This window comes from Paracoccus versutus (assembly GCF_000763885.1).
Classification (GTDB): Bacteria; Pseudomonadota; Alphaproteobacteria; order Rhodobacterales; family Rhodobacteraceae; genus Paracoccus; species Paracoccus versutus.
This window is the reverse complement of record NZ_JRKO01000072.1, coordinates 1-22,425: the sequence shown is the minus strand read 5'-3', so window position 1 is coordinate 22,425 and position 22,425 is coordinate 1. Positions and strand designations below refer to the sequence as shown.

The 22,425-nt window shown below is 68.0% G+C and carries 22 protein-coding genes; 11 read left to right on the top strand and 11 right to left on the bottom strand.

Going from position 1 to position 22,425, the window contains the following annotated elements; genetic code table 11:
• Positions 1 to 206: 206 nt before the first annotated feature.
• The 5 genes from IT40_RS23100 (at position 207) to IT40_RS23080 (ending at position 3,527) form a co-directional block, all read left to right on the top strand.
• Complete coding sequence (locus IT40_RS23100; protein ID WP_036760138.1) at positions 207 to 632, top strand: ketosteroid isomerase-related protein; 426 nt, start codon at positions 207 to 209, stop codon at positions 630 to 632.
• Positions 629 to 1,210: a GNAT family N-acetyltransferase gene (locus IT40_RS23095; RefSeq protein WP_036760136.1), complete on the top strand. Its 582-nt coding sequence runs from the start codon at positions 629 to 631 to the stop codon at positions 1,208 to 1,210. The genes IT40_RS23100 and IT40_RS23095 overlap by 4 nt, the downstream gene beginning before the upstream one ends.
• Positions 1,211 to 1,218: 8 nt before the next feature.
• Entirely contained in the window at positions 1,219 to 2,076 is an 858-nt protein-coding gene (locus IT40_RS23090; protein WP_036760142.1) for a carbon-nitrogen hydrolase family protein, read from the top strand.
• Between the two features lie 54 nt (positions 2,077 to 2,130).
• Entirely contained in the window at positions 2,131 to 2,571 is a 441-nt protein-coding gene (locus tag IT40_RS30970) for a phage minor head protein (RefSeq protein WP_084197395.1), read from the top strand.
• Between the two features lie 377 nt (positions 2,572 to 2,948).
• Positions 2,949 to 3,527, top strand: coding sequence for a hypothetical protein (locus IT40_RS23080; protein ID WP_036760131.1), 579 nt, complete (start codon positions 2,949 to 2,951; stop codon positions 3,525 to 3,527).
• A 1-nt stretch (position 3,528) separates the two neighbouring features.
• Here the strand turns inward: IT40_RS23080 and IT40_RS23075 are convergent, their stop codons facing one another.
• A complete protein-coding gene (locus tag IT40_RS23075; RefSeq protein WP_084197393.1) occupies positions 3,529 to 4,986 on the bottom strand; it encodes an MORN repeat-containing protein in 1,458 nt (485 codons plus the stop codon).
• A 131-nt stretch (positions 4,987 to 5,117) separates the two neighbouring features.
• On the opposite strand from IT40_RS23075, the gene IT40_RS23070 reads away from it, so the two are divergent.
• Positions 5,118 to 6,788 (top strand): NAD+ synthase, encoded by a 1,671-nt coding sequence (locus IT40_RS23070; RefSeq protein ID WP_036760127.1) that lies wholly within the window; start codon positions 5,118 to 5,120, stop codon positions 6,786 to 6,788.
• A gap of 179 nt (positions 6,789 to 6,967) precedes the next feature.
• On the opposite strand, the gene pncB is transcribed toward IT40_RS23070, so the two are convergent.
• Positions 6,968 to 8,278, bottom strand: coding sequence for a nicotinate phosphoribosyltransferase (pncB, locus tag IT40_RS23065; RefSeq protein ID WP_208021354.1), 1,311 nt, complete (start codon positions 8,276 to 8,278; stop codon positions 6,968 to 6,970).
• On the bottom strand, positions 8,275 to 8,871 hold the full coding sequence (pncA, locus tag IT40_RS23060) for a bifunctional nicotinamidase/pyrazinamidase (protein WP_036760125.1): 597 nt from the start codon (positions 8,869 to 8,871) through the stop codon (positions 8,275 to 8,277). Before pncA ends, pncB begins: the two co-directional genes overlap by 4 nt.
• Positions 8,872 to 8,971: 100 nt before the next feature.
• Here pncA and trhO point away from each other — a divergent pair, with 100 nt between their 5' ends.
• Together trhO and IT40_RS23050 are read left to right on the top strand one after the other, a co-directional pair.
• Entirely contained in the window at positions 8,972 to 9,877 is a 906-nt protein-coding gene (gene trhO / locus IT40_RS23055; protein WP_036760140.1) for an oxygen-dependent tRNA uridine(34) hydroxylase TrhO, read from the top strand.
• Between the two features lie 220 nt (positions 9,878 to 10,097).
• Positions 10,098 to 10,697, top strand: coding sequence for an outer membrane protein (locus tag IT40_RS23050; protein ID WP_036760122.1), 600 nt, complete (start codon positions 10,098 to 10,100; stop codon positions 10,695 to 10,697).
• Positions 10,698 to 10,757: 60 nt separating this feature from the next.
• Here the strand turns inward: IT40_RS23050 and IT40_RS23045 are convergent, their stop codons facing one another.
• From IT40_RS23045 to IT40_RS23030, 4 genes are all read right to left on the bottom strand, one after another.
• Positions 10,758 to 13,040 (bottom strand): NADP-dependent malic enzyme, encoded by a 2,283-nt coding sequence (locus tag IT40_RS23045; protein ID WP_036760120.1) that lies wholly within the window; start codon positions 13,038 to 13,040, stop codon positions 10,758 to 10,760.
• An 85-nt stretch (positions 13,041 to 13,125) separates the two neighbouring features.
• Positions 13,126 to 14,502 carry an oligosaccharide flippase family protein gene (locus tag IT40_RS23040; protein WP_036760118.1) on the bottom strand — a complete coding sequence of 459 codons (1,377 nt, stop codon included), beginning with the start codon at positions 14,500 to 14,502 and terminating at the stop codon, positions 13,126 to 13,128.
• Positions 14,502 to 15,986: a GumC family protein gene (locus tag IT40_RS23035; protein WP_036760116.1), complete on the bottom strand. Its 1,485-nt coding sequence runs from the start codon at positions 15,984 to 15,986 to the stop codon at positions 14,502 to 14,504. The genes IT40_RS23040 and IT40_RS23035 overlap by 1 nt, the downstream gene beginning before the upstream one ends.
• Before the next feature lie 42 nt (positions 15,987 to 16,028).
• The gene (locus IT40_RS23030) at positions 16,029 to 16,769 is read right to left on the bottom strand and encodes a P-loop NTPase family protein (protein ID WP_036760114.1); all 741 of its coding nucleotides are present in this window, start codon (positions 16,767 to 16,769) and stop codon (positions 16,029 to 16,031) included.
• A 272-nt stretch (positions 16,770 to 17,041) separates the two neighbouring features.
• Between IT40_RS23030 and IT40_RS23025 the strand changes: the two genes are divergently transcribed.
• Positions 17,042 to 17,869 (top strand): glycosyltransferase, encoded by an 828-nt coding sequence (locus IT40_RS23025; RefSeq protein WP_036760113.1) that lies wholly within the window; start codon positions 17,042 to 17,044, stop codon positions 17,867 to 17,869.
• On the opposite strand, the gene IT40_RS23020 is transcribed toward IT40_RS23025, so the two are convergent.
• Positions 17,866 to 18,636 (bottom strand): hypothetical protein, encoded by a 771-nt coding sequence (locus IT40_RS23020; protein ID WP_036760111.1) that lies wholly within the window; start codon positions 18,634 to 18,636, stop codon positions 17,866 to 17,868. The genes IT40_RS23025 and IT40_RS23020 overlap by 4 nt on opposite strands.
• Before the next feature lie 306 nt (positions 18,637 to 18,942).
• On the opposite strand from IT40_RS23020, the gene IT40_RS23015 reads away from it, so the two are divergent.
• Positions 18,943 to 19,641 carry a sugar transferase gene (locus IT40_RS23015; RefSeq protein WP_036760109.1) on the top strand — a complete coding sequence of 233 codons (699 nt, stop codon included), beginning with the start codon at positions 18,943 to 18,945 and terminating at the stop codon, positions 19,639 to 19,641.
• Here IT40_RS23015 and IT40_RS23010 read toward each other — a convergent pair.
• A complete protein-coding gene (locus IT40_RS23010; protein WP_240540192.1) occupies positions 19,635 to 19,814 on the bottom strand; it encodes a hypothetical protein in 180 nt (59 codons plus the stop codon). The genes IT40_RS23015 and IT40_RS23010 overlap by 7 nt on opposite strands.
• Before the next feature lie 233 nt (positions 19,815 to 20,047).
• Between IT40_RS23010 and IT40_RS23005 the strand changes: the two genes are divergently transcribed.
• Positions 20,048 to 21,253 (top strand): glycosyltransferase, encoded by a 1,206-nt coding sequence (locus IT40_RS23005; protein WP_036760108.1) that lies wholly within the window; start codon positions 20,048 to 20,050, stop codon positions 21,251 to 21,253.
• Here IT40_RS23005 and IT40_RS23000 read toward each other — a convergent pair.
• Both IT40_RS23000 and IT40_RS22995 read right to left on the bottom strand, forming a co-directional pair.
• Positions 21,234 to 21,857 carry a 4'-phosphopantetheinyl transferase family protein gene (locus IT40_RS23000; RefSeq protein WP_036760106.1) on the bottom strand — a complete coding sequence of 208 codons (624 nt, stop codon included), beginning with the start codon at positions 21,855 to 21,857 and terminating at the stop codon, positions 21,234 to 21,236. The two genes, IT40_RS23005 and IT40_RS23000, sit on opposite strands and share 20 nt — an antisense overlap.
• The coding region (locus IT40_RS22995; protein WP_036760104.1) for a phosphopantetheine-binding protein at positions 21,854 to 22,425 on the bottom strand (572 nt) is incomplete at its 5' end. The genes IT40_RS22995 and IT40_RS23000, both read right to left, overlap by 4 nt.

Here is a 22,425-nt window from a genome sequence, read left to right as displayed (position 1 = left end):
TCCGCTCCATGTGCTCCATGGGCGCCGTCCTGCACAACGCAGGCCTCATCCTCTTCGAAAACATCGAGGACGCAATCAAAACGCACGAGGAAATCCTGAGACTCCCACAAGCAAGGTGAAAAAGGGGGGGGGCCATCTCCGCCAAAGGGCGGAGGTGACGACAGGCACCCGGCGCGCTAGAGGGGGGACCAAAGAAGGAGACCGCCATGGATACCAAGGCCCTGATCGCCGCCTATTACGACGCCTTCAACGCCGGCCGCACCGACGAGATGCTGGGCTATCTGCATGACGAGGTCGAGCATCACGTCAACGAGGGCGGCATCCGCCGCGGCAAGGCCGCCTTCGCCGCGTTCAACGCCCATATGACCCGCAGCTATCGCGAGGAACTGACCGACATGGTGATCTTCGCCAACGAGGCGGGCGACCGGGCGGCGGCCGAATTCGTGGTCAACGGCACCTATCTGGCGACCGACGAGGGCCTGCCCGAGGCGCAGGGCCAGACATACGTCCTGCCCGCCGGCGCCTTCTTCACCATCCGCGACGGCCGGATCGCGCGGGTCACGACCTATTACAACCTCGCCGACTGGATGCGCCAGGTTTCGGGGGAGGTTTCGGGGCAGGTCTCGGCGTGATCCGCACCGAATGCCTGACCGGAGAGGCGGTCGCCGCCGCGCTGGACGACCTGGCGCGGCTGCGCATCGCGGTGTTCCGCGACTGGCCCTATCTCTACGACGGCGACCTGGATTATGAACGCGACTACTTGCGCGCCTATCAGTCGCCCGGCGCGGTGGTGGTCGCGGCCTGGGACGGCGACCGCATGGTCGGCGCCGCGACCGGCGCGCCGATGGAGGACCATGCCGGCGATTTCGCCGCCGCCTTCGCCAGCCGGCCCGAGCGGCTGGACGAGATCTTCTATTGCGCCGAATCGGTGCTGCTGCCCGAATATCGCGGCCATGGCCTGGGCCACGCCTTCTTCGACGGGCGCGAGGCGCAGGGCCGGGCGCTTGGCCGCCGCTACAGCGCCTTTTGCAGCGTGATCCGCCCCGAGGACCACCCGCTGCGGCCCCAGGGCTATCGCCCGCTGGACGGGTTCTGGCTGAAGCGCGGCTATGCGCCCTTGCCGGGCGTGGTCGCCGGCTTCGAATGGAAGGACATCGGCGAGGCCGCACCTTCCCGCAAACCCCTGCAATTTTGGATGAAAACCCTGTGAGCCGGATCGTGAAAATCGCCGCCGCCGCCTATCCCTTCGACTGGCTGGCGGATCTGGACGCCTATCGCGCCAAGATCTCGGCCTGGGTCGAGCAGGCCGCCGATTGCGACCTGCTGGTCTTTCCCGAATATGGCGCGATGGAGCTGGCCTCGCTGGGCGGGCCGCTGGTCGCGGGCGACCTGGAAGCCTCGCTGCACGAGGTCGCCCGGCACGAGGCCGCGCGCGACGCGCTGCATGCGGACCTGGCGGCGCGGCATGGGGTGCATATCCTGGCCGCCTCGGGGCCCTGTTTCGACGGGCCGCGCCCGGTCAACCGTGCGGTGCTGTTCGGGCCGCGGGGGCGGATCGGCCATCAGGACAAGCAGGTCATGACCCGGTTCGAGCGCGAGGACTGGGAGGTGGTCGGCGCCCCCGGCCTGCGGGTCTTTGACACCGAGGTCGGGCGGCTGGGCGTGCTGATCTGCTATGACAGCGAGTTTCCGCTGCTGGGCCGCGTGCTGGCCGAGGCGGGGGTCGAGGTGGTGCTGGTGCCCTCTTGCACGGACACGGTGGCGGGGTTCAACCGGGTCCGCATCGGCGCCATGGCCCGCGCGCTGGAAAGCCAATGCGTCGTGGTGCAGGCCCCGACCGTGGGCGATGTGGACTGGAACCCCGCCATCGACGAGAACCGCGGCGCCGCGGCGATCTATGCGCCCCCGGACGGGCTGTGGCCCGAAAGCGGCGTCCTGGCCGAGGGGCTGATGGACGTGCCCGGATGGGTCAAGGCCGAGGTGGACCTGGACCTCGTGGCCGAAAGCCGCCGCAACGGGCGGGTGCTGCCCTTCGCGCATTGGGGCGAGAGCGCGGGTGTGCGGCTGGTGGATTAGAACGGGCCGCAACGCCCGCACCATTAACCGAATCTTGGCAGTTTCTGTTGGAGTATCCCCGGCGACACGGGGATTCTCTGGCATGAACATGATCTATACGGAAGCGTATCGGACGGCGTTCGATGCTTATCTGCGCAAGGGCATTCCGATTCGGCTGACCCTGAAGCACAGGCTGGGCCGGCAGACCAATACGTCTGGCGCTGCTGGAACGATGATCGGGTACGAGCGACCCATCGCGCGAACGATGGTCGGGTGTTTTCAAGGGACGACCCGCCTGACACCAGCCATCCGGGCGAGGATTACAACTGCCGCTGCGAGGCCGTGCCCTATATGCCCGGCGAGACAGAGTTCGCGTCTCACGAGTTCACGTCCGGTTTCCCGCCCAGTTCCGTTCGGTGGGTAGACCTGGATTTCGTGTTCCACTACTGTTTTGGCGGCGGCCGCGCCGTGACCCTCGATGAGATCGGGCATTTGCGCGGGATTGCCGAGCAGTAGGCGTATCGCGATGGCGCAGAAGGGGCTTTTCCCAGACTTTCGGGGAAGATTGCTGATGCCGCCAGAAAGCAGGGAGCCGGACCAGTTGCTTACGATTTCCGGTTTACTTATAATTTTGGTAGTGTCGCGTTTTCCCATGGCGACGGGACCGTCAAAGGATTGTTCATAGGATGGGCCGAGGATTATGGCGAGATCTTCCGTATTTCCGGCGACATCAGTTTCGAATTCACTGACGATTTCGTCGATCCGCTGGATATGAATTTCGAACCTGGGGGCACGCCCTATCACATCAGCGGAAGGTGGCGCACGAGTTTCTCGGCAGAAGTGCTCAAGGACCGCAAGCGCAGCATTTACCTTGATCCCAAGGAACCGCGATAATGCTGCGCAAGTTTGGCCGCCACCTGCTTTTGCTTCCGGTCTTTCTTTTCCTGCTGTGGGCGCTGGTCGCCGGTGTGCAATGGGTCAGACACGCGCCCAAAAGCGTGACGTTGCCAAATGGAATGATGTTCAAGCTGGAATACTACTTTCCCGGAGCGCCTATCGCATTGTTCGCTACCGATGGCAGAAAGATTCTGGCGCGCGATATCGAGTTCGTTTGCTTCGACGATCGCTATGTCAGCATCACATCCTACAAACTCGGTGATTCCGGCATTTACGATGCCCAGACCAACGCCAAGGTCCGAGAGGAAGAACAGGACTCCGTGGAATATCTCCTGATGCACGCGCGCCGCAAAGCGTGCAACGGCTATTACACCGGCCTCCTTGGTGCTGTTTTTCTGCTCGATGGCCAGAAATACTCGTCGCTCCTGCCGCCCTGCGAATGGCGAAATCTCGACAATGCGGCGCTGAAGAACCGCGCCTGGTTCGACCGGCCCTGCGATGACAGATCATGGCGGGAGCCGCCCGCCGCATCCGACGCGAACAAGGCGAAGGCGGACGCCCGCCCCGAACCCTAGCCTATTCTGCCACGGCCGGCTCGGCCGGCACCGCCCCTTCGGGCGTCTCGGCACCCTCGGGCACTGTCGCACCCTCGGCGGGCACGGCCAGCCGGTTGTCTTCCCACTCGCCCGAGGCGACCTGGCCGGTGGCATAGCGCATCACGCCCGCGCCCTGGCGCTTGCCCATGACGAAATGGCCGGTATAGACGTCGCCGTTGGCATAGGTCGCCACCCCTTCGCCGTCGATCTCGCCCTGCTTCCAGCTGCCTTCGTAGCGGAAGCCGTCCGGCGCGATCAGCCGGCCCTTGCCGTGGCGCAGCCCGTCCACGAACGAGCCGTCATAGGTGGTGCCGTCGGGATAGGTCGCCTGCCCCTGCCCGTGCCGCTGCCCGTCGCGCCAGGCACCGTTATAGACATAGCCGTCGGGATAGGTCATCCGGCCCTGCCCCTCGTTGCGGCCGCGCTTGAAGCCGCCCTCGTAGACCAGGCCGTTGGCGTATTTGGCGACGCCCTGCCCCTCGATCACGCCCGCGACCCATTCGCCGTCATAGCTGGCGCCGTCCGGGTAGGTGATCAGGCCGCGGCCATGCGGCAGGTCGGCCATCAGCGCGCCCTCATAGACCGAGCCGTCGGGATAGGTGATGCGGCCCAGCCCCTCCATCCGCCCCTCGACCCAGTCGCCGGTATAGACATAGCCGTCGGTGCCGGCGAAGGTGCCGACGCCCCAGCGCTTGTCGGCGCGGAAATCGCCCTCGTAGCGGTCGCCGTTGGCATAGGTAGCGACGCCCTTGCCCTCGCGCTTGCCATTGGCAAAGCGCCCCTCGTAGCCGTCGCCCGAGGGCTGGGTCAGCTTGCCCTGCCCGGCCATCTGCCCCGCCGACCAGCCGCCCTCGTAGACCAGCCCGTCCGGCATGGTCAGCTTGCCCTGGCCGGAACGCTGGTTCGCCCGCATCTCGCCTTCGTAGCTGGCGCCGTCGGGATAGGTGATCTTGCCGAAGCCTTCCTTGACGCCCTGCTTCCAGTCGCCCTCGTAGCGATAGCCGTTGGGCTGGGTCAGCACGCCCTTGCCGTCATGCAGCGCGTTCAGGAAGCCGCCTTCGTAGACCGAGCCGTTGGCATAGCGCGCCACCCCCTGCCCGACGATCTGGCCGTCCTGCCAGTCGCCCTCGTAGCTGCCGCCGTCGGCATAGGTGATCTTGCCCTTGCCATGCGGCTTGCCGCCGGCGAAAGCGCCCTCGTAGACCGAGCCGTTGGGGAATTTCGCCACGCCCTGGCCCAGGATCTCGCCCTCGACCCAGTCGCCGGCATATTCATAGCCCGAGGGCAGCCTGTAGGTGCCGCGCCCGTGCTGCTTGCCGTTGCGGAAGGTGCCCTCGTAGACGCCGCCGTCGTCATATTGCTTGGTGATGACCGCCTGCGCGCCGGCCATGCCCGCGCCGGCCAGGATCACCGCGCAGGCGACAAGGGCTGCCTTCATGGGTGCTGCACTCCGCCTCGTTGCTGCTTTTGCCATCGGTTTATCGCAAGGGGCGCGCCGGCGCAAAGCCCGACTTTTCCTTTGCCGCGCCGTCGCCTATCAACGGGGGCAAGATCCGGTAAGGAAGCGCCATGACCGACACGTTCCGCATCACCCTTGGACAGCTGAACCCGACCGTGGGCGACCTGCCCGGCAATGCCGCCAAGGCGCGCGAGGCATGGGCCAGGGCGCGCGAGGCCGGCGCCAACCTGCTGGCCCTGCCCGAGATGTTCATCACCGGCTACCAGACCCAGGACCTGGTGCTGAAGCCCGGCTTCACGCAGGAAGCCATGGCGCATATCGTCGATTTGGCGCGGGATTGCGTCGACGGCCCCGCCATCGGCATCGGCGGCCCCTATGCCGAGGAGGACCGGCTCTACAACGCCTATTGGATCCTCAGGGGCGGCCGGGTGGCGGCGCGGGTGCTCAAGCACGAATTGCCGCACAAGCAGCTGTTCGACGAATGGCGGCTGTTCAACGTCGGCCCGATCTCGGGGCCCTATAGCCTGGACGGCCTGCGCATCGGCAGCCCGATCTGCGAGGACGCCTGGTGGCCCGAAGTGGCCGAGACCCTGGCCGAGACCGGGGCCGAGATGCTGCTGGTCCCGAACGGCAGCCCCTATCACCGCAACAAGCTGGACCTGCGCATGGGCCATATGGTCGCCCGCGTGGTCGAGACCGGGCTGCCGCTGATCTACCTGAACTCGGTCGGCGGGCAGGACGACCAGGTCTATGATGGTGGCAGCTTCGTGCTGAACCCCGGCGAGGACGGCGGCGCGGTCAAGGTCATGCAGCTGGCCCCCTTCGACGAGATGCTGGCCCATGTCGATTTCGCCCGCACGCCCGCCGGTTGGCGCGCGGTGCCCGGGCGCATGGACCACCAGCCCGACGAATGGGAACAGGATTATCGCGCCATGACGCTGGGCCTCAGCGACTACATGCGCAAGTCCGGTTTCCGCAAGGTGGTGCTGGGGCTGTCGGGCGGCATCGACTCGGCGCTGGTCGCCACCATCGCCGCCGACGCCATCGGCCCGGAAAACGTCCGCTGCGTCATGCTGCCCAGCGAATACACCTCGCAGGCCAGCCTGGACGATGCCGCCGATTGCGCGGCGCGGCTGGGCACGCGGCTGGACACGGTGCATATCGAGGGCGCCCGCGACGCGGTGGGCGACGCGCTGGCGCATCTGATGGCGGGCACCCAGCCCGACGCGACCGAGGAAAACATCCAGTCCCGCCTGCGCGGCGTGATGCTGATGGCGCTGTCGAACAAGTTCGGCGAGCTGCTGCTGACCACCGGCAACAAGTCCGAGGTCGCGGTGGGCTATGCCACGATCTATGGCGACATGGCCGGCGGCTACAACCCGATCAAGGATCTCTACAAGACCCGCGTCTTTCAGACCTGCCGCTGGCGCAATGAAAACCACCGCGACTGGATGCTGGGCCGCGCGGGCGAGGTGATCCCACCGCAGATCATCTCGAAGCCCCCCTCGGCCGAGCTGCGCCCGAACCAGAAGGACCAGGACAGCCTGCCGCCCTATGAGGTGCTGGACGCGATCCTGGAAGGGCTGGTCGAGAAGGACCTGGCGCTCAGGGATCTGGTCGCGCAGGGCTTCGAGCCCGAGACGGTCAAGAAGGTCGAGACCCTGCTTTATGGCAGCGAGTGGAAGCGCTACCAGGCCGCGCCGGGGCCGCGCATCTCGACCAAGGCCTTCTGGCTCGACCGCCGCTATCCGCTGGTGAACCGCTGGCGAGACCGGCTTTAGCGCGGCGCGACCGCCCTGCCCCAGCCGCCGAAACCGGGGGCTGGCGCCGCTGGCGCGCGATTAGCCGGGTCTTGCTGCAAGACGACGGTGACCACGGCGCGATCTCGTTCGACGGCCATCCGGCGCCTCGGGCAAGGAATATGCGACGGCAGCGGCAAGGCACCGACCGAGCCGGCGGATCAGACCACCACCGCCATGCGCTGCTGCTGGCCGACGCCGAAGACGCGCTTGTAGCGCTCGATCTCGTCCTGCGGGCCGGTGGCCTTTTCGGGATTGTCGGACAGCTTGACGGTCGGGCGTCCCTCGGCCGCGACCGCCTTGCAGACCAGCGAGAACGGCGCCAGCCCGTCGCCCGGCACCAGCCCGCGGAAATCGTTGGTCAGAAGCGTGCCCCAGCCGAAGCTGATCTTGGCCCGGCCGTGGAAGCGTTGGAACAGATCCCGGATCTTGTCCACGTCCAGCCCGTCCGAAAAGATGATCAGCTTGTCGCGCGGATCCTCGCCGCGGTCCTGCCACCAGCGGATCGCGGTCTCGGCGCCCTCGGCCGGGTCGCCGCTGTCGACGCGGACGCCGGTCCAGCCGGCCAGCCAGTCCGGCGCATGGTCCAGGAACCCCTTGGTGCCATAGGTGTCGGGCAGGATGATGCGCAGCATCCCGTCATGTTCCTCGTGCCAGTCGGCCAGCACGCGATAGGGCGCCTGGCGCAATTCCGCGTCGCTGTCGGCCAGCGCGGCATAGACCATGGGCAGTTCATGGGCATTGGTGCCGATGGCCTCGATGTCGCGGCGCATGGCGATCAGGCAGTTCGAGGTGCCGATGAAGCGCTGGTCGCCCAGGCCCTCGACCATGGCCTGCACGCACCAGTCCTGCCACAGGAAGCTGTGCCGCCGCCGCGTGCCGAAATCGGCGATGCGCAGGTCGGGGCCGAGCTTGCGCAATTCCTCGATCTTTTCCCAAAGCCGGGCCATGGCGCGGGCATAAAGCACCTGCAATTCGAACCGGCCCATGTCCTTGAGGACGGCGCGGCTTCGCAGCTCCATGATGATCGCCAGGGCCGGGATCTCCCACAGCATGACCTCGGGCCAGCGGCCCTCGAAGATCAGCTCGTACTGGCCGTCGCGCTTTTCCAGGTGATAGGCCGGCAGGCGCAGGTTCTCCAGGAACTCCATGAAATCGGGGCGGAACATCTGCCGCTTGCCGTAGAAGGTATTGCCGCGCAGCCAGGTGCTTTCGCCCCGCGTCAGCGTCAGGCCGCGCACATGGTCCAGCTGCTCGCGCAGCTCGCCCTCGTCGATCAGCTCGGCCAGGCGGATGCGGCTGGTGCGGTTGATCAGGCTGAAGGTGACTTGCGTGTCGGGCCGGTTGCGAAACACCGACTGGCACATCAGCAGCTTGTAGAAATCGTCGTCGATCAGCGAGCGCACGATCGGGTCGATCTTCCACTTGTGGTTATAGACGCGGGTGGCGATGTCGACGGTCGGGATCATCATGCCAGCACCACCCCCGCCTTGCTCATGTCCTCGCGCGCCGCCTCGCGCGAGCCGTTCAGGTCGATGGCGCGGGTGGCATCCTCGATCACGGTGGCGCGAAAGCCCAGCTTGGCCGCGTCGATGGCCGACCAGGCGACGCAGAAGTCATGCGCCAGCCCGACGAAGGCCAGATCCTCCATGCCGCGGTCGCGCAGGTATCCGGCAAGGCCGGTGGGCGTGCGGTGGTCGTTCTCGTAGAAGGCGGAATAGCTGTCGATCTGCGGCCGGAACCCCTTGCGGATCACCAGGTCGGCGCAATCGGCGGCCAGCGCCGGGTGAAAGCCCGCGCCCTCGGTCCCGATCACGCAATGCGCAGGCCACAGCACCTGCGGGCCATAAGCCATGTCCACGACCGAAAAGGCCGCCGCGCCGGGATGGTTGTCGGCAAAGCTGGCATGGTCGTGGGGGTGCCAGTCCTGGGTCAGCACCACGGCGTCGAAATCGGCCATCAGGTCGTTGATCGGCGCCACGATCTCGTCCCCGCCGGCGACGGCCAGCCGGCCGCCGGGACAGAAATCCAGCTGCATGTCGATGACGATCAGGGCCTTTGCCATGGCGCCTCTCCTGTTATCCCAGGAAAATTGGTAGGCGCAGGCGGCGGGGGCGTCAATGCGGCAACTTGATTGCACCCCCGCGCGGCGCTATGGCCAGCCCATGCTGATCGTCGCCGCGCTTTACCATTTCACCCGCTTTCCCGACCCGCAGGCGCTGAAGCCGCCGCTGGCGAAATGCGCCTGCGCGAACGGGGTCAGGGGCACGCTGCTGCTGGCGCCCGAGGGGATCAACGGCACCATCGCCGGCACGCGCGAAGGCATCGATGCGGTTCTGGCCCATCTCCGCGCCCTGCCCGGCTGCGCGGGCCTGGAATGGAAGGAAAGCGCGGCCGAGGCCATGCCCTTCGGCCGCATGAAGGTGCGGCTGAAGCGCGAGATCGTCACCATGGGCCAGCCCGACGTGGACCCCACCGCCGCCGTCGGCCGCTATGTCGCGCCGCAGGACTGGAACGCGCTGATCAGCGCGCCGGACGTGGCGGTGATCGACACCCGCAACGATTACGAGGTCGAGATCGGCACCTTCGCCGGCGCCGTCGATCCGGGCACCCGCAGCTTTCGCGACTTTCCCGCCTGGTGGCGCGAGAATGCGCATCGCTTCCACAACAAGCGCATCGCCATGTTCTGCACCGGCGGCATCCGCTGCGAGAAATCCACCAATTTCCTGCTGGGCGAGGGCGTGCCCGAGGTCTTTCACCTGAAAGGCGGCATCCTGAAATACCTTGAGGAGGTGCCGGAACAGGACAGCCTGTGGCGCGGCGAATGCTTCGTCTTCGACAAACGGGTCAGCCTGGGCCACGGGCTGCGGCAGGGCCGCCACGAGCTTTGCCATGCCTGCCGCCGGCCGCTCGCGCCCAAGGATCGCGCTCGCCCGGAATACGAGCCCGGCGTCTGCTGCCACCGCTGCGCGGGCGAATATACCGAGGCCGACCGCGCCCGTTTCCGGGAACGCCAGCGCCAGGCCGAGCGCGGCGAATGCTTTGGCGACACCGTCGAAACGGAAAGCTGAAAAAACATCGTTATCAGTGCGTTAGGGAATATCTCCGTTCCCGCATCACGCCCCATCACGCCGGCTTGAGCGCGAAGCCCCTGTATCGGCGGGCTTTTTCCCGCGCCCCGCATCCCTGCGGCTAACGGGCCGTCACTTGTCCGTGCCGCGACGCCGGCAAGCCTTCCAATCCGGGCGCCGGGTGGTAGGCAGGCGGTCCGAGTTAAATGGAGAACTCACCATGAAGAAAGTCGGATACGCAGCTTTGGTTTCGCTGGTCGCCGGTGGCGCCTATGCGGGTGGCTATGTCCCCCCCGTGGTCGAGCAGCCGGTCGCGGTGCCGCCGCCCGTGACGACCGTTTCGGACAGCGACTGGACGGGCTTCTATGCCGGTCTGCAATACGGCAAGGGCAGCGGCGATCTTGGCAATCGCGGCGCGCTGGCCGATTTCGGCGATTACGACGGCTATGGTCTGCATGCGGGCTATCAGCGCGACCTGGGCCGCTTCGTCCTGGGCGGCGAACTGGACTACAACAAGATCTCGCCCGACGAGAACTATGACGACGGCGACCTGACCAGGCTGCGGCTGCGCGCGGGCGCCGACATGGGCCGCTTCCTGCCCTATGTCACGCTGGGCGCGGCCAAGATCTCGGTCGACGATTTCTCGGAAACCGGGCTGACCTATGGCCTCGGCGCCGATTTCAAGGTCACCGAGCGCTTCACCGTCGGCGCGGAATACAGCCGCAGCGACTTCAAGGACGTGCTGGAAGACGAAACCGGCATCAGCGGCCGCGACCTGGACACCGACCTGGTGCAGCTGCGCGCCTCGTATCGGTTCTGATCCTGCCGCAAGAAGCAAGGCGCCCCCGCTTCGGGGGCGCCTTTCGTTTAGCCGGGCGGGTTATTTCACCTGCCCCAGCCGGCCCGCGGCGATGGCGGCCATGTTCAGGATGTCGTTCACCGTCGAGCCGGTCGAACAGATCTGGATCGGCAGCGGCACGCCGGTCAGGATCGGGCCGATCACCGTCGCCCCCGCCATTTCCTGCAGCAGCTTGACCGAGATCGAGGCCGAGTGCCGCGCCGGCACCACCAGCACGTTGGCCGGCCCCTTGAGCCTCGAGAACGGGTATTTCGCCGCCTGCGACGGGTTCAGCGCCACGTCCACGGTCATCTCGCCCTCATATTCGAAATCGACGCGGCGCGCGTCCAGCACCTCGGTCGCATGGGCCATCTTCACCGCCCGCTCGCTGATCGGATAGCCGAAGTTGGAAAACGACAGGAAGGCCACCCGCGGCTCCAGCCCCAGCCCGCGCGCGACATGGGCGCCGCGGGTGGCGATGTCGGCCAGATCCTCGGCCTCGGGCCATTCATGGACCAGCGTGTCGCCCATCAGGATGACGCGGCCATTGTGCAGGACCGCGGTGATGCCCACGGCGCCGTCGGCCGGGGTCACGTCGAAAACCGTACCGATCTGGGCCAGCACATGCGCGTTCTTGCGCGTGGCCCCCGTCACCAGACCGTCGCCATGGCCATGCGCCAGCATCAGCGAGGCAAAGACATGGCGGTCGCGATTGGCCAGCTTGACCGCATCCTCGCGGTCATAGCCCTTGCGCTGCAGGCGGGCATAGAGCGTCTCGTGATATTGCTCCAGGTGGCGGGAATTGCCGGCATTGACCACGGCGACCTCGCGCGCGGCTTCGCCCAGGCCCGCCGCCTCCAGCTTTTCGCGCACGTCGCTTTCGCGCCCGACGACGATGGCCTGGCCCATGCCGCCGCGCTGCCAGGCCACGGCGGCGCGCAGCACGCGCAGGTCGTCCCCCTCGGCAAAGATCATCCGGGCTTGGGCCTGGCGGGCGCGGGCATGGATGCCTTGCAGGATGGCCGCGGTCGGGTCCATGCGCGCCTTGAGCGACTGGACATAGCCCTCCATGTCGATGATCGGGCGGCGGGCGACGCCGGTATCCATCCCCGCGCGCGCCACCGCCGGCGGCACGACATGGATCAGCCGCGGGTCGAAGGGCGTCGGGATGATGTAGTCGCGGCCGAATTGCAGCTTGCGGCCGTAAGCCACAGCAACCTCGTCCGGCACGTCCTCGCGCGCCAGTTCCGCCAGCGCGCGGGCGCAGGCGATCTTCATCTCGTCATTGATGGCGCGGGCATGGATGTCCAGCGCGCCGCGGAACAGATAGGGAAAGCCCAGGACGTTGTTGACCTGGTTCGGGTAGTCCGAGCGGCCGGTGGCGACGATGGCGTCGGGGCGGACGGCATGGGCCTCTTCCGGGGTGATCTCGGGGTCCGGGTTGGCCATGGCGAAGATGACCGGGTTCTCGGCCATGCCCCGCACCATCTCCTGCGTCACCGCGCCCTTGGCCGAGACGCCCAGGAACACGTCGGCGCCCTTCATCGCCTCTTCCAGCGTGCGGGCCTCGGTCACGACGGCATGGGCGGATTTCCACTGGTTCATGCCTTCGGTGCGACCCTGCCAGATCACGCCCTTGGTGTCGCACATGATGCAGTTCTCATGCCGCGCGCCCATGGATTTCAGCAGCTCCAGGCAGGCGATGCCGGCGGCGCCGGCGCCGTTCAGCACGATGCGCACATCCTCGATCCGCTTGCCCGACAGCTCCAGCGCGTTGATCAGCCCCGCCGCGCAGATCACCGCCGTGCCGTGCTGGTCGTCATGGAAGACCGGGATGTCCATGACCTCTTTCAGCCGCTGCTCGATGATGAAGCATTCCGGCGCCTTGATGTCCTCGAGGTTGATGCCGCCGAAGGTCGGGCCCATCAGCCGCACCGCGTCGATGATCGCCTCGGGGTCTTCGGTGTCCAGCTCGATGTCGATGGCGTTCACGTCGGCAAAGCGCTTGAACAGCACCGCCTTGCCCTCCATCACCGGCTTCGAGGCCAGCGCGCCCAGGTTCCCCAGCCCCAGGATCGCCGTGCCGTTCGAGATGACCGCGACCATGTTGCCCTTGACGGTATAGTCGTAGGCGGTCTCGGGCCGTTCGGCGATGGCCTCGACCGGGACCGCCACGCCGGGGGAATAGGCCAGCGACAGGTCGCGCTGCGTCGCCATCGGGGTCGAGGCCACGATGTCGTATTTGCCCGGACGGGGTTCCAGGTGATAGGCCAGAGCCTCTTCCCGCGTGATGCGGGACTTGCGCGGGGTGTTGTCGTCGCTCATCCGGTGCCTCCTCCTCGTGACGTTCCGGCAGCAATAGCGCCAGCCCAAGCGGAACCGGAAGGGGTAAAATGCCCGGCGGCGCGGCTCAGGGTATCATGGCGGCCAGCACCGCGTCGCGATGGCCGTTCAGCGCCGTCGCCGCCGCGACGATGGCAAGCGTGGCGGCGACCAGGTCGTGGCGCGGATCCCAGCAGCCATGCCGCCGCGCCAGCCAGACCGTCGCCGGATAGCACAGCACCTGCGCCAGCGCCTGCCCGATCAACAGCCCCGGCAGGCCGTAAAGCACCGCGCCCCCGGCGACCAGCGCGGAATAGATCGCCGCGCGGGTGGATTGCACGACGAAGAAGCCGCGCGAATCCCCCGCCGCCAGCGCCGCGGATTCATAGCTCAGCGGAATGACCTGCAGCATCTGGATGCAGGCGATGGCGACCAGGATGCCGCCCGCCGCGGCATAGCGCGGGTCATAGAGCAGCTCGACCAGCGGCGGCCCGGCCCAGGCCAGAATCACCGCCACGGCCAGCAGCAAGGCCGTCAGCCCGGCGCGGGTGCGGGCCAGGATGCGGGTGTTCTCGGCGCTTTCGGCCGGCGGGTGCTGGCGATACATCGGGATGAACAGCCGCCCGGCGATGGAGGATCCCAGCATGGCCGGCACCGTCGCCAGGAACAGGCCGATATTGTAGATGCCCAGCTGGTTCAGCGTCAGCACCCGGCCCAGGATGATCCGGTCGCCCTGGAACAGCAAAAAGCCGCAGATGGTGCTGAAAAAGATCCACTTGCCGAATTTCATCACCTCGGCGCGGGCCTCGGGCTCCATCCGCAGCCGGTTGCGGTGTCCGGGCAGGAACAGCCGGAACATCAGCAGCTGGACCAGGGCGCCCAGCACATTGCCCCAGACCAGCGCCCAGACCGATTGCAGGACCAGCGCCGCGGCGATGGTCAGCAGGATGCCGATCAACTGGTTGCCAAGCTCGATCACCGTCAGCCGGCCCAGTTGCAGGTGGCGCGCGGCGGTGTCGATCCGGGTGGGAAGGAAGCCGCCCACGATCATCGAGCAGGCCGCCGCCGGGAACACCCAGCCGAACAGCGGCGCGTCGTAGAACAGCGCCAGCGGCCAGGCCATGACCATGGCCGCGCCGAAGATCATGAAGCCGCGGATGATCTTGAGCGTCCAGATCGTGTCGAGGAAATCCGGCTCGTCCCCGCGCTTGCTTTGCATGATCGAGGGGCCGAATCCCATGTCGCTGAACATGGTCAGCCCGATCAGGAAGCTTGTCACCAGCGCCATCAGGCCGAAATCGTCGGGGCTGAGGATGCGGGTCAGGATCAGGTTCGAGCCGAGCCGCATGATCTGGCCCAGGCCGAAATTGGCCATGGACCATGCGCCGCTGCCCAGGGCCCGCGAGGCAAAGCTGCGACCCGGCGCGGCGGCGGCGGCCTCGCTTCCGCCCTCCTGCCCGCTCATCAGCCCATCCCGTCGGTCGGCATCGGCACGACGCCGGGCGAGGGCAGGCCGGGAACCTTGCCGATCATCCACAGGGCGACCAGCACGCCCAGCACCAGAACCACGACCATGTAGAGGTTGCGCAGCCGGCGCCGGCGCAGGTCGGCCGCCGTCTGGCGATAGGGCAGCGAGATCACCGGCCGGGTGCCGGTGGCGCGGGCGAATTGCTCGCTGCGCCGCAGCACCGGATTCAGCAGCTCCAGCGCAAAGGCCGCGACCAGCGCCAGCCCGACGCTGACCCCCGCCCCCATCACCGCGCTCTTCTTGCGGTTCGACATGGCGGGATATTCCGGCGGCAGGGCGCGCTCCAGCATCACGAAACGCTCGGTCTGGTCGTTTTCCATCAGCATCTGCTGGGTTTCGACCTGGGCCAGCTGGCGCGAGATCTCGTTGTAGCGATCCTGCAGGCGGCGCTGCTGGCGTGTCATCGCCTCAAGCTCGCGGCTGACTTCGGGGGCGCGGGCGCGGGCGCGGCCGATCTCGGTGCGGCGCAGCGCGATCCCGGCCTTCTGCTCGTTCAGCTTGGTCAGCTGGGCCTGGATCAGCTCGGTCTGGCGGCGGATCACGTCGGGCCCGCCGCTGCCGGTGCCGCTGTTCAGCAGCTTCAGGTTCTCTTCCAGCCGCCGGATCTCGGGATGGTCGGGCGCCAGCGTCCGGCGCGCCTGCGCCAGTTCGATCTCGGCGGTGCGGATCTGCTGCACCAGCGAGGCCGGGGGCCGCATCTCGGCCGCAAGCCCCCCCGCCTCCAGCGACAGCCGTTCGCGCTGCAGGGTCATGATGTCGCGGTCCAGCGCCGTCTCGGTCTCGGTCAGCTGGGCAAGCTGGGTTTGCAGGAACTCCTGCGAGCTGGGCAGCGCATCCTCGTTGCGGGCGCTGAACTCGACCAGCTTGCGTTCCTGTTCGGAAAGCTGCTCGTTCAGGCGGCGTTCCTCGCTGCGCAGGTATTCCTGCGCCTCCAGGATGCGCACCTGGCGATTCTCGCGGTCGCGGTTGACGACGCTGTTGGCGAAGTCGTTGGCGATGGCGGCCGCGGTCGCCGGCGTCTCGGCCTGGGCGGTGATGACGATGGCGGCCAGGGACATGCGGGAATCGACCGAAACGCCGGGGGCGGCGATGCTTTCGATCCGGGTCGAGCTGCGCAGCGCCACCAGCTTTTCCGACTCGCTCAGCGGGGTGTCGGCGAAAAGCCCCAGCCGCTCGATCACCTCGCGCAGGTTGGCGCGCGCCATCAGGCGCTGTTCGATCAGCTGCACCCGGCGCGAGGCGGGCAGCGAGCTGTCGGTGCCCTGGTCGATGGCGGCCGGCATGTCCAGCTGGATCACCGCCGACGCCTCATAGACGCGGGGCGAGGAAACGATCATGTAGAACGAGGTCAGCACGCCCAGGACCACGATCGTCAGCACCAGCGGCAGCCGCCGCCAGAGCATCGAGATCAGATCCTGCAAGGATTGAATCGGTCCCAAATCTTGAACCCTGTCTTTCGTTGTTCAGTCTTCCGACTTGTTCAGGACCACGCCCATCACCGGCGGCATGCCGACCAGCAGCCTTTCGCATTCCGCCATGTCCGAGGCGGTGCCGCTGCGCCCGTCGGCGACCAGCAGCAGCGCATCGGCCAGCGGCAGGGCGGCCAGCGCCGCATCCTCGCCCAAAAGGGCGGCGGTGTCGATGACCGCGATCCGGGCGGGGTGGCTGTCGTGCAGCTGCCGCATGGCCTGGGCCAGCGCCTCGTCCTGCAATAGCTCGGCCGCGTCCGGCTCGGCCCGGTCGGGGGCCAGGACCGACAGGTTCGGCGCCTCGTCCACGCGCGAGACCAGCGCGCCCAGGCCGCCGCCGCCCTCGCGCAACGCGGCCGAGACCGCCGTGCAGCCCGGAATGCCCAACTGGCCGGCCACGCTGGGCTTGCCCAGGTCCAGGTCGATCAGCGTCACCTGCGTATGCGGCTGGCGGGCCAGCGCCAGGGCCAGGTTCACCGCGACGAAGGTGCCGCCCGCGCCCGGCGTCACCGGCACCACGGCAAGCCTGCTCCAGCCGCGGCTGCGCATCTCGCGCAGGATGCGGGTGCGCAGCAGCGAGAAACGCTGCGCGCTGATCTTGGCATGTTTCGCGTCCATGGCGGCCAAGGCCGCCTCGCGCCGGATGAACTTGCTCGAGACATGGCCCTGCGCCGCATCGGGCGCAGCCTGTCCAACCGGCGTCCTGTCCGGGTCGTTCCCTGTCGCGGGCGTCAAACCTGTTGCCCCTCTGCCTCTGGTGAAACGGCGCCGCCCACGGGGGCGGCGGCCTGCCGGTGACTTTCCCGGCAGCGGCATGGTAGCGTCGGCGCCATGAACGCGACAACCCAAAACCGGCCCGATCCCGACAATGCCCCGCATTTCCCGGTGTCGCGGTGCCGTTTCCCCCCGTTCCGGCCGGCGACCGGCCCCGGCGCGCGATTCTCAGCCGCCGATTGCCCTGCCGCTCGATTCGGCGGCGGCCCGTCCGAAGGCCCGGTGCCGGCCCGATGACGCCCTGCACCATCATCCTGCCCGCCCATGACGAGGCCGGCTATATCGACGCCTGCCTCGACCATGTGCTGGCGCAGGACCATGCCGGCCCGGTCGAACTGGTCCTGGTCGCCAACGGCTGCCGCGACGACACCGCCGCCCGCGCCCGCGCCCATGCGCCGGCCTTTGCCGCGCGCGGCTGGCGGCTGCGGGTCGAGGAACTGGCGCAGGGCGGCAAGATCGGCGCGCTGAACCACGGCGACGCCTGCGCCGGGCCGGGCGTGCGGCTGTATCTGGACGCCGACATCCGCATGGGACCGCGGCTTCTGTCGGGGATCATGCGGGTGCTGGACGTGCCCCTGCCGCGCTATGCCGGCGGGCGGCTGGTGGTGGCGCCCGCCCGCAGCGCCGTGTCGCGCGCCTATGCCCGGTTCTGGCAGAAACTGCCCTTCGTGGCCCAGGGCGTCACCGGCGCCGGGCTTTTCGCGGTCAACGAGGCCGGGCGCGCGCGCTGGGGGGCCTTTCCGCAGGTCATCTCGGACGACACCTTCGCCCGGCTGCAATTCGCGCAGGACGAGCGTTTCCTGGTGGACGAGCCCTATGAATGGCCGCTGGTCGAGGGGTTCGGGCCGCTGGTCCGGGTCCGGCGCCGCCAGGACGCGGGCGTGGCCGAGATCGCCCGGCTGTTCCCCGACCTGCCCCCGCGACAGGGCCATGTCCGCCCCGGCAGGGCAGAACTCGCCCGCCTTGCCGCCGCCGATCCGCCGGGCTTTGCCGCCTATGCCGCCGTCGCGCTGGCGGTGCGGCTGGGCCGCAACAGCCAGGAATGGGCGCGCGGCCGCTAGTCGGCGCCGAATTCCTGCACCACCTGCCAGGCAAGCTCCTGCAGCACGGCCGCCTGCTCCTGGGGCACCTGGGGATAGGGGCCGCCGCCGCCTGGGATCCGGTTGGTCAGCCCGACCGGGCTTTTGCCGGTCAGGGTCGCGTAATTGATCATGGCGATGTAATAGCACCCGCCCTTCTCGGTCGGGTGGATGTCGTCGAGGAAAAAGTCGCGGATCGAGGTCGCGCCGGGAACCTTGCCCGCTTCGGCGGCGTCATGCAGCCGCACCATGCCCAGCCCCACCGGGACCAGCCGCATCGGCTCGGCCCCCTCGGGCAGGTCGCGGTTCACATGGTCGGCGATCGCCTGCCACTGCGGCAGATCCGCCATGATGCGGTCGCGCCAGGCCTTGGTCGAGCCCGGCTCGATGTAATCCCAGGTCTGGTAGAGATAGGGCTTGACCCTGGGGTTCGACTGCCGCGCCAGTTCCACCCATTTCGCGGCATAGCCAAGGCTGTCGTGGTATTCCATCGCCGGGGCCAGCGGCACGCGCTCGGTGATGACCAGCGCCTCGACGGCATGGCCGGGCAGCCATTTGCGCCCGTTCACCCCTTGCGCGTGATGCGCCTCCTTCCACTGCCATTCCAGCGGGGCGCCGTTGAGGATCTGCATTTCCACCGGCTCTTCCAGCAGGCCCTGCATCATGCCGGGCACCGTCGTGCCCATCAGGCTGTGGCCGATGTAGAAAGCCGAGACGCTTTCAATTAAAAATTGCAGGACACCCGCCATATCGACAACCCTCGATTGTGAAATGCTTTTGCCCAGCATCGCATCCCGGCATCGCGAATTCCACCCAATTCAACCGACAGTTGCCAATATAACGCTGCGACAACCAATACGCCGCACGACCAGCAAAACTCTCGGGTTTCGCCCAATATGCTTACCCTAGGTAAAGGCGGTTCCGCCCGGCCGAGAACCTACTGTAAATCATTGTTTTCAAATGAACCTATACTTTTCGTCAGTGTCCAAATTCGTTCTAGTTTTATTCAAATGCCCGGCTATACTGCGATGGTAGTGATGAGGGCGGGTTTTCAAATGCGGCACACCACGGATTTCGATATCGAGACAATCGACTCGGTCCTGCAAACGGTCGCAAAAGGAAACACCAATCAGCCCCTGGGCGCCCGATCCTTTTACTCCCGCTTTATCAAGCGTCCGCTGGACATCACCGCCGTGCTTCTGGCGGTGCCGATCATCGTGCCGGTGGTACTGATCCTGGCGCTCGTCATCCTGTGGCACGGCGAGAAGCCCTTCTACACCCAGCTGCGGGTCGGCCGGTCCGGCCGCAGCTTCCGGCTGTGGAAGCTGCGCACCATGGTCGAGGATGCCGACCGGCGGCTGGAGGAATACCTGGCCGCCAATCCCGAGGCCAGGGCGGAATGGGATCTGACGCAGAAGCTGAAGAACGATCCGCGCATCACCTCGACCGGCCGCTTCCTGCGCAAGACCTCGCTGGACGAGCTGCCGCAACTGTGGAACGTGCTGCGCGGCGACATGAGCATCGTCGGCCCGCGGCCGATGATGATCGAACAGGCCCCGCTTTATCCGGGGGCGGATTACTATCACCTGCGGCCGGGCGTCACCGGGCTGTGGCAGATCTCGGATCGCAACGACAGCACCTTCGCCGCCCGCGCGACCTTCGACGCGCGCTATGCAGCCGATCTGAGCTTCAGCGGCGATGTCGCCATCATCGCCAAGACCGTGGGCGTGGTGCTGCGCTGCACCGGCTACTGAATGGTGCGGCCGCGTCCGGCCCCTATTTCGGCCTGCATCTCGTGCCGCTCGATACACCGGAAACGCCGCCAGGCGACGAAAAGGGTGGCGGCCGTCCCGCTGACGATATAGATCAGCAGCGCGGCCCAGAACGACAGATCGAAGGCAGCAAACCCGATCAGCGCGCTGGCCAAGGCAATTGCGACACCAAGGGTCAGGATGCCAGTCAGAGGCTTTCTCCTCAAATGTACAAATCCTCAGAACAATAGTGCCAAAGAAACCGGAAATCGCTAGACAAACTTTGGTGCGTCTTGCGGTAATACGGCATATCCGCCCATTGTTCAGCAAAAATAGGCGCCAACCAGCCGAAATCTCGGGACGATAGCGGGGCGCAAGGGCTTTTCTTCATGGATTAGGGACCGTCAGCTTGCGAATCGGTTATTTGATCAATACCTACCCTCGCCCCTCGCACAGCTTCATCCGGCGGGAAATCGCGGCGCTTGAGAGCGAGGGGCTCGAAATCCACCGATTCGCCATGCGCGGCGACGGCGGCGCGCTCAGCGATCTCGCCGACCTTGCCGAACATGCCCGCACCGAGCGGGTGCTGGAGGCCGGGGCCGCGCGGCTTCTGGCCGATCTGGCCGGACGCGGCGCGGCAAGCCCCGCGCAATTCGCCGCCGCCCTGCGGCTGGCGCGGCGCCGGGCGCGGGCCGGCGAAGGCAGCCTTGCCCGGCAGCTGATCTACCTGGCCGAGGGCGCGCGGGTGGCATGCCGGGCACGGGCGCTGGGGCTTGCGCATGTTCACGCGCATTTCGGCACCAATTCGGCCAGGGTCGCCGCCTATGCGCGCCTGCTGGGCGGTCCGCGCTTCAGCTTCACCGTCCACGGCCCCGAGGAATTCGACAATCCCCAGGCGCTGGATCTGGGCGGCAAGCTGGCCCTGGCCGAGTTCTGCGTCGCCGTCAGCAGCTATGGCCGCTCGCAGCTTTGCCGCTGGGCCGCGCCCGGCGACTGGGACAAGGTCCATGTCGTGCATTGCGGCCTGGACCTGGCCCGCTGGGCCGAACCGCGGCCCCTGCCGGCAGGCCCCTTCCACATGGTCGCCGTCGGCCGCTTTGCCGAGCAGAAGGGCTTCGGCCTGCTGATCCGCGCCTTCGCCCTGGCCTGGCGCCGCAACCCCGCCTTGCGCCTGTCGCTGGTCGGCGACGGCGAGCTGCGCCCGCAAGTCGAATCCCTGATCGCCGCCGAAGGCATGGGCAAGGCGGTCCGCCTGCTCGGCTGGCAGGACGAGGCCGGCGTGCGCGCCGCCATGGATGCCGCCCATGCCCTGGTCACGCCCAGCTTCGCCGAGGGCCTGCCGGTGGTCATCATGGAGGCCATGGCCTGCGCCCGCCCGGTGATCGCCACCTATATCGCCGGCATCCCCGAGCTGGTCCGTCCGGGCCTGGAAGGCTGGCTCGTCCCCGCCGGCGACGCCGCGGCGCTGGCCGAGACGATGCTGCAAGCCGCCGAGGCTGCGCCCGAGGCCTTGGCAGCCATGGGCGCCCGCGCCCGCGCCCGCGTCACGGAACGCCACGACATCCGCGAATCCGCCCGGCGGCTGGCGGCGCTGTTCAGCCGCGCCACAGGCTGAGCGCCAGCCAGCAGCCTGCCGCCTGCCCCCAGCGCCCGCCGATCAGCCGCTCGCCCATACAGGCGCGGAACCGCCGGGGTCCGACCACCGCCGGCACCGCGCGGAAATCCAGCATTTGCCCGGTCAGCGGATATTGTGCCTTGAACATCGCCTCCTTGGCGCAAAAGGCCAGCAGGGCATCCCCGGCGCCCTGCAGGCGAAAGGGCATGACCGTCTCGGCCAGGCCCTGCGGGACGGAGCGGTCGCAGGGTTCCAGATCGACGCCCACGCTGGCCCCGCCGGGCGGGGCGGCGATGGCGATGCAGTAGTCGCCGCTATGCGACAGGCTGGCGCGCAGGCCCGGCGGCAGGTCCGGCTGGCGGTCCGGCCGCGCCGCGATCGGCCGGCCGGCGGGCAGGTCGTGCCCCGCCTCGCGGATCGCCGCCCGCAGCGCCATGCGGCCCAGGGCGAACTCGCGCCGCCGCTTGGGAACGGCGCGGGCGATGGCCTCGGCCTCCTGGGGCAAAAGCGGCGCGGGCTCCGCCGCCAGCGGCAGCACCGCGCAGCCGTAGCCCGCAGGCAGCAGGCGCCGGGCCAGCGCGTCGAGCGCGGCAGCCCCGCTCACCGCCCGCCGCGCAGCTGCGCCCGCAGGGCCCGGCGCCGGGCCATGGCATCCTCGGCCGCCAGCACAGGCTCGGGCACCACCGCTGCCGGCGTGGGCGCGGGCGCGGGCGCCACCGGGGCGGCGACCGTGCCGAGCGGCGCCAGCGAGGCGACATGCTTCAGGAAATCCGCCATGACCGGGAAGCGGAAGATGTCCGTCACCCCCAGCCGCGGCAGCGCCAGCCGGTCGCGCATGGTCCGGTGCAGTTGGATCGCCAGCAGCGAATGCCCGCCGAGCGCAAAGAAATTGTCGCGCGGGCCGATCTGCTCGACGCCCAGCACCTCGGACCACAGCGCCTGCACCGCCTGCGCCAGATCCTCGGTCGGGGCGGCGCTTGCGGCGACAGCCGCAGCGGCGGTGGCGGCCTCGATGGCCGCCGCCCGCGCCCCCCCCCCCCGGGCCCGCGCGCCGGCCCCCCGCCCCGGCACATGCTTGCGGTCGGTCTTGCGGGTCGGCGTCCGCGCCCCCTCCTCAACCCCCCGGGGCCGCCCCGGCCCCCTATGCGCCCCCCCATGCGCCAGCAGAGCCC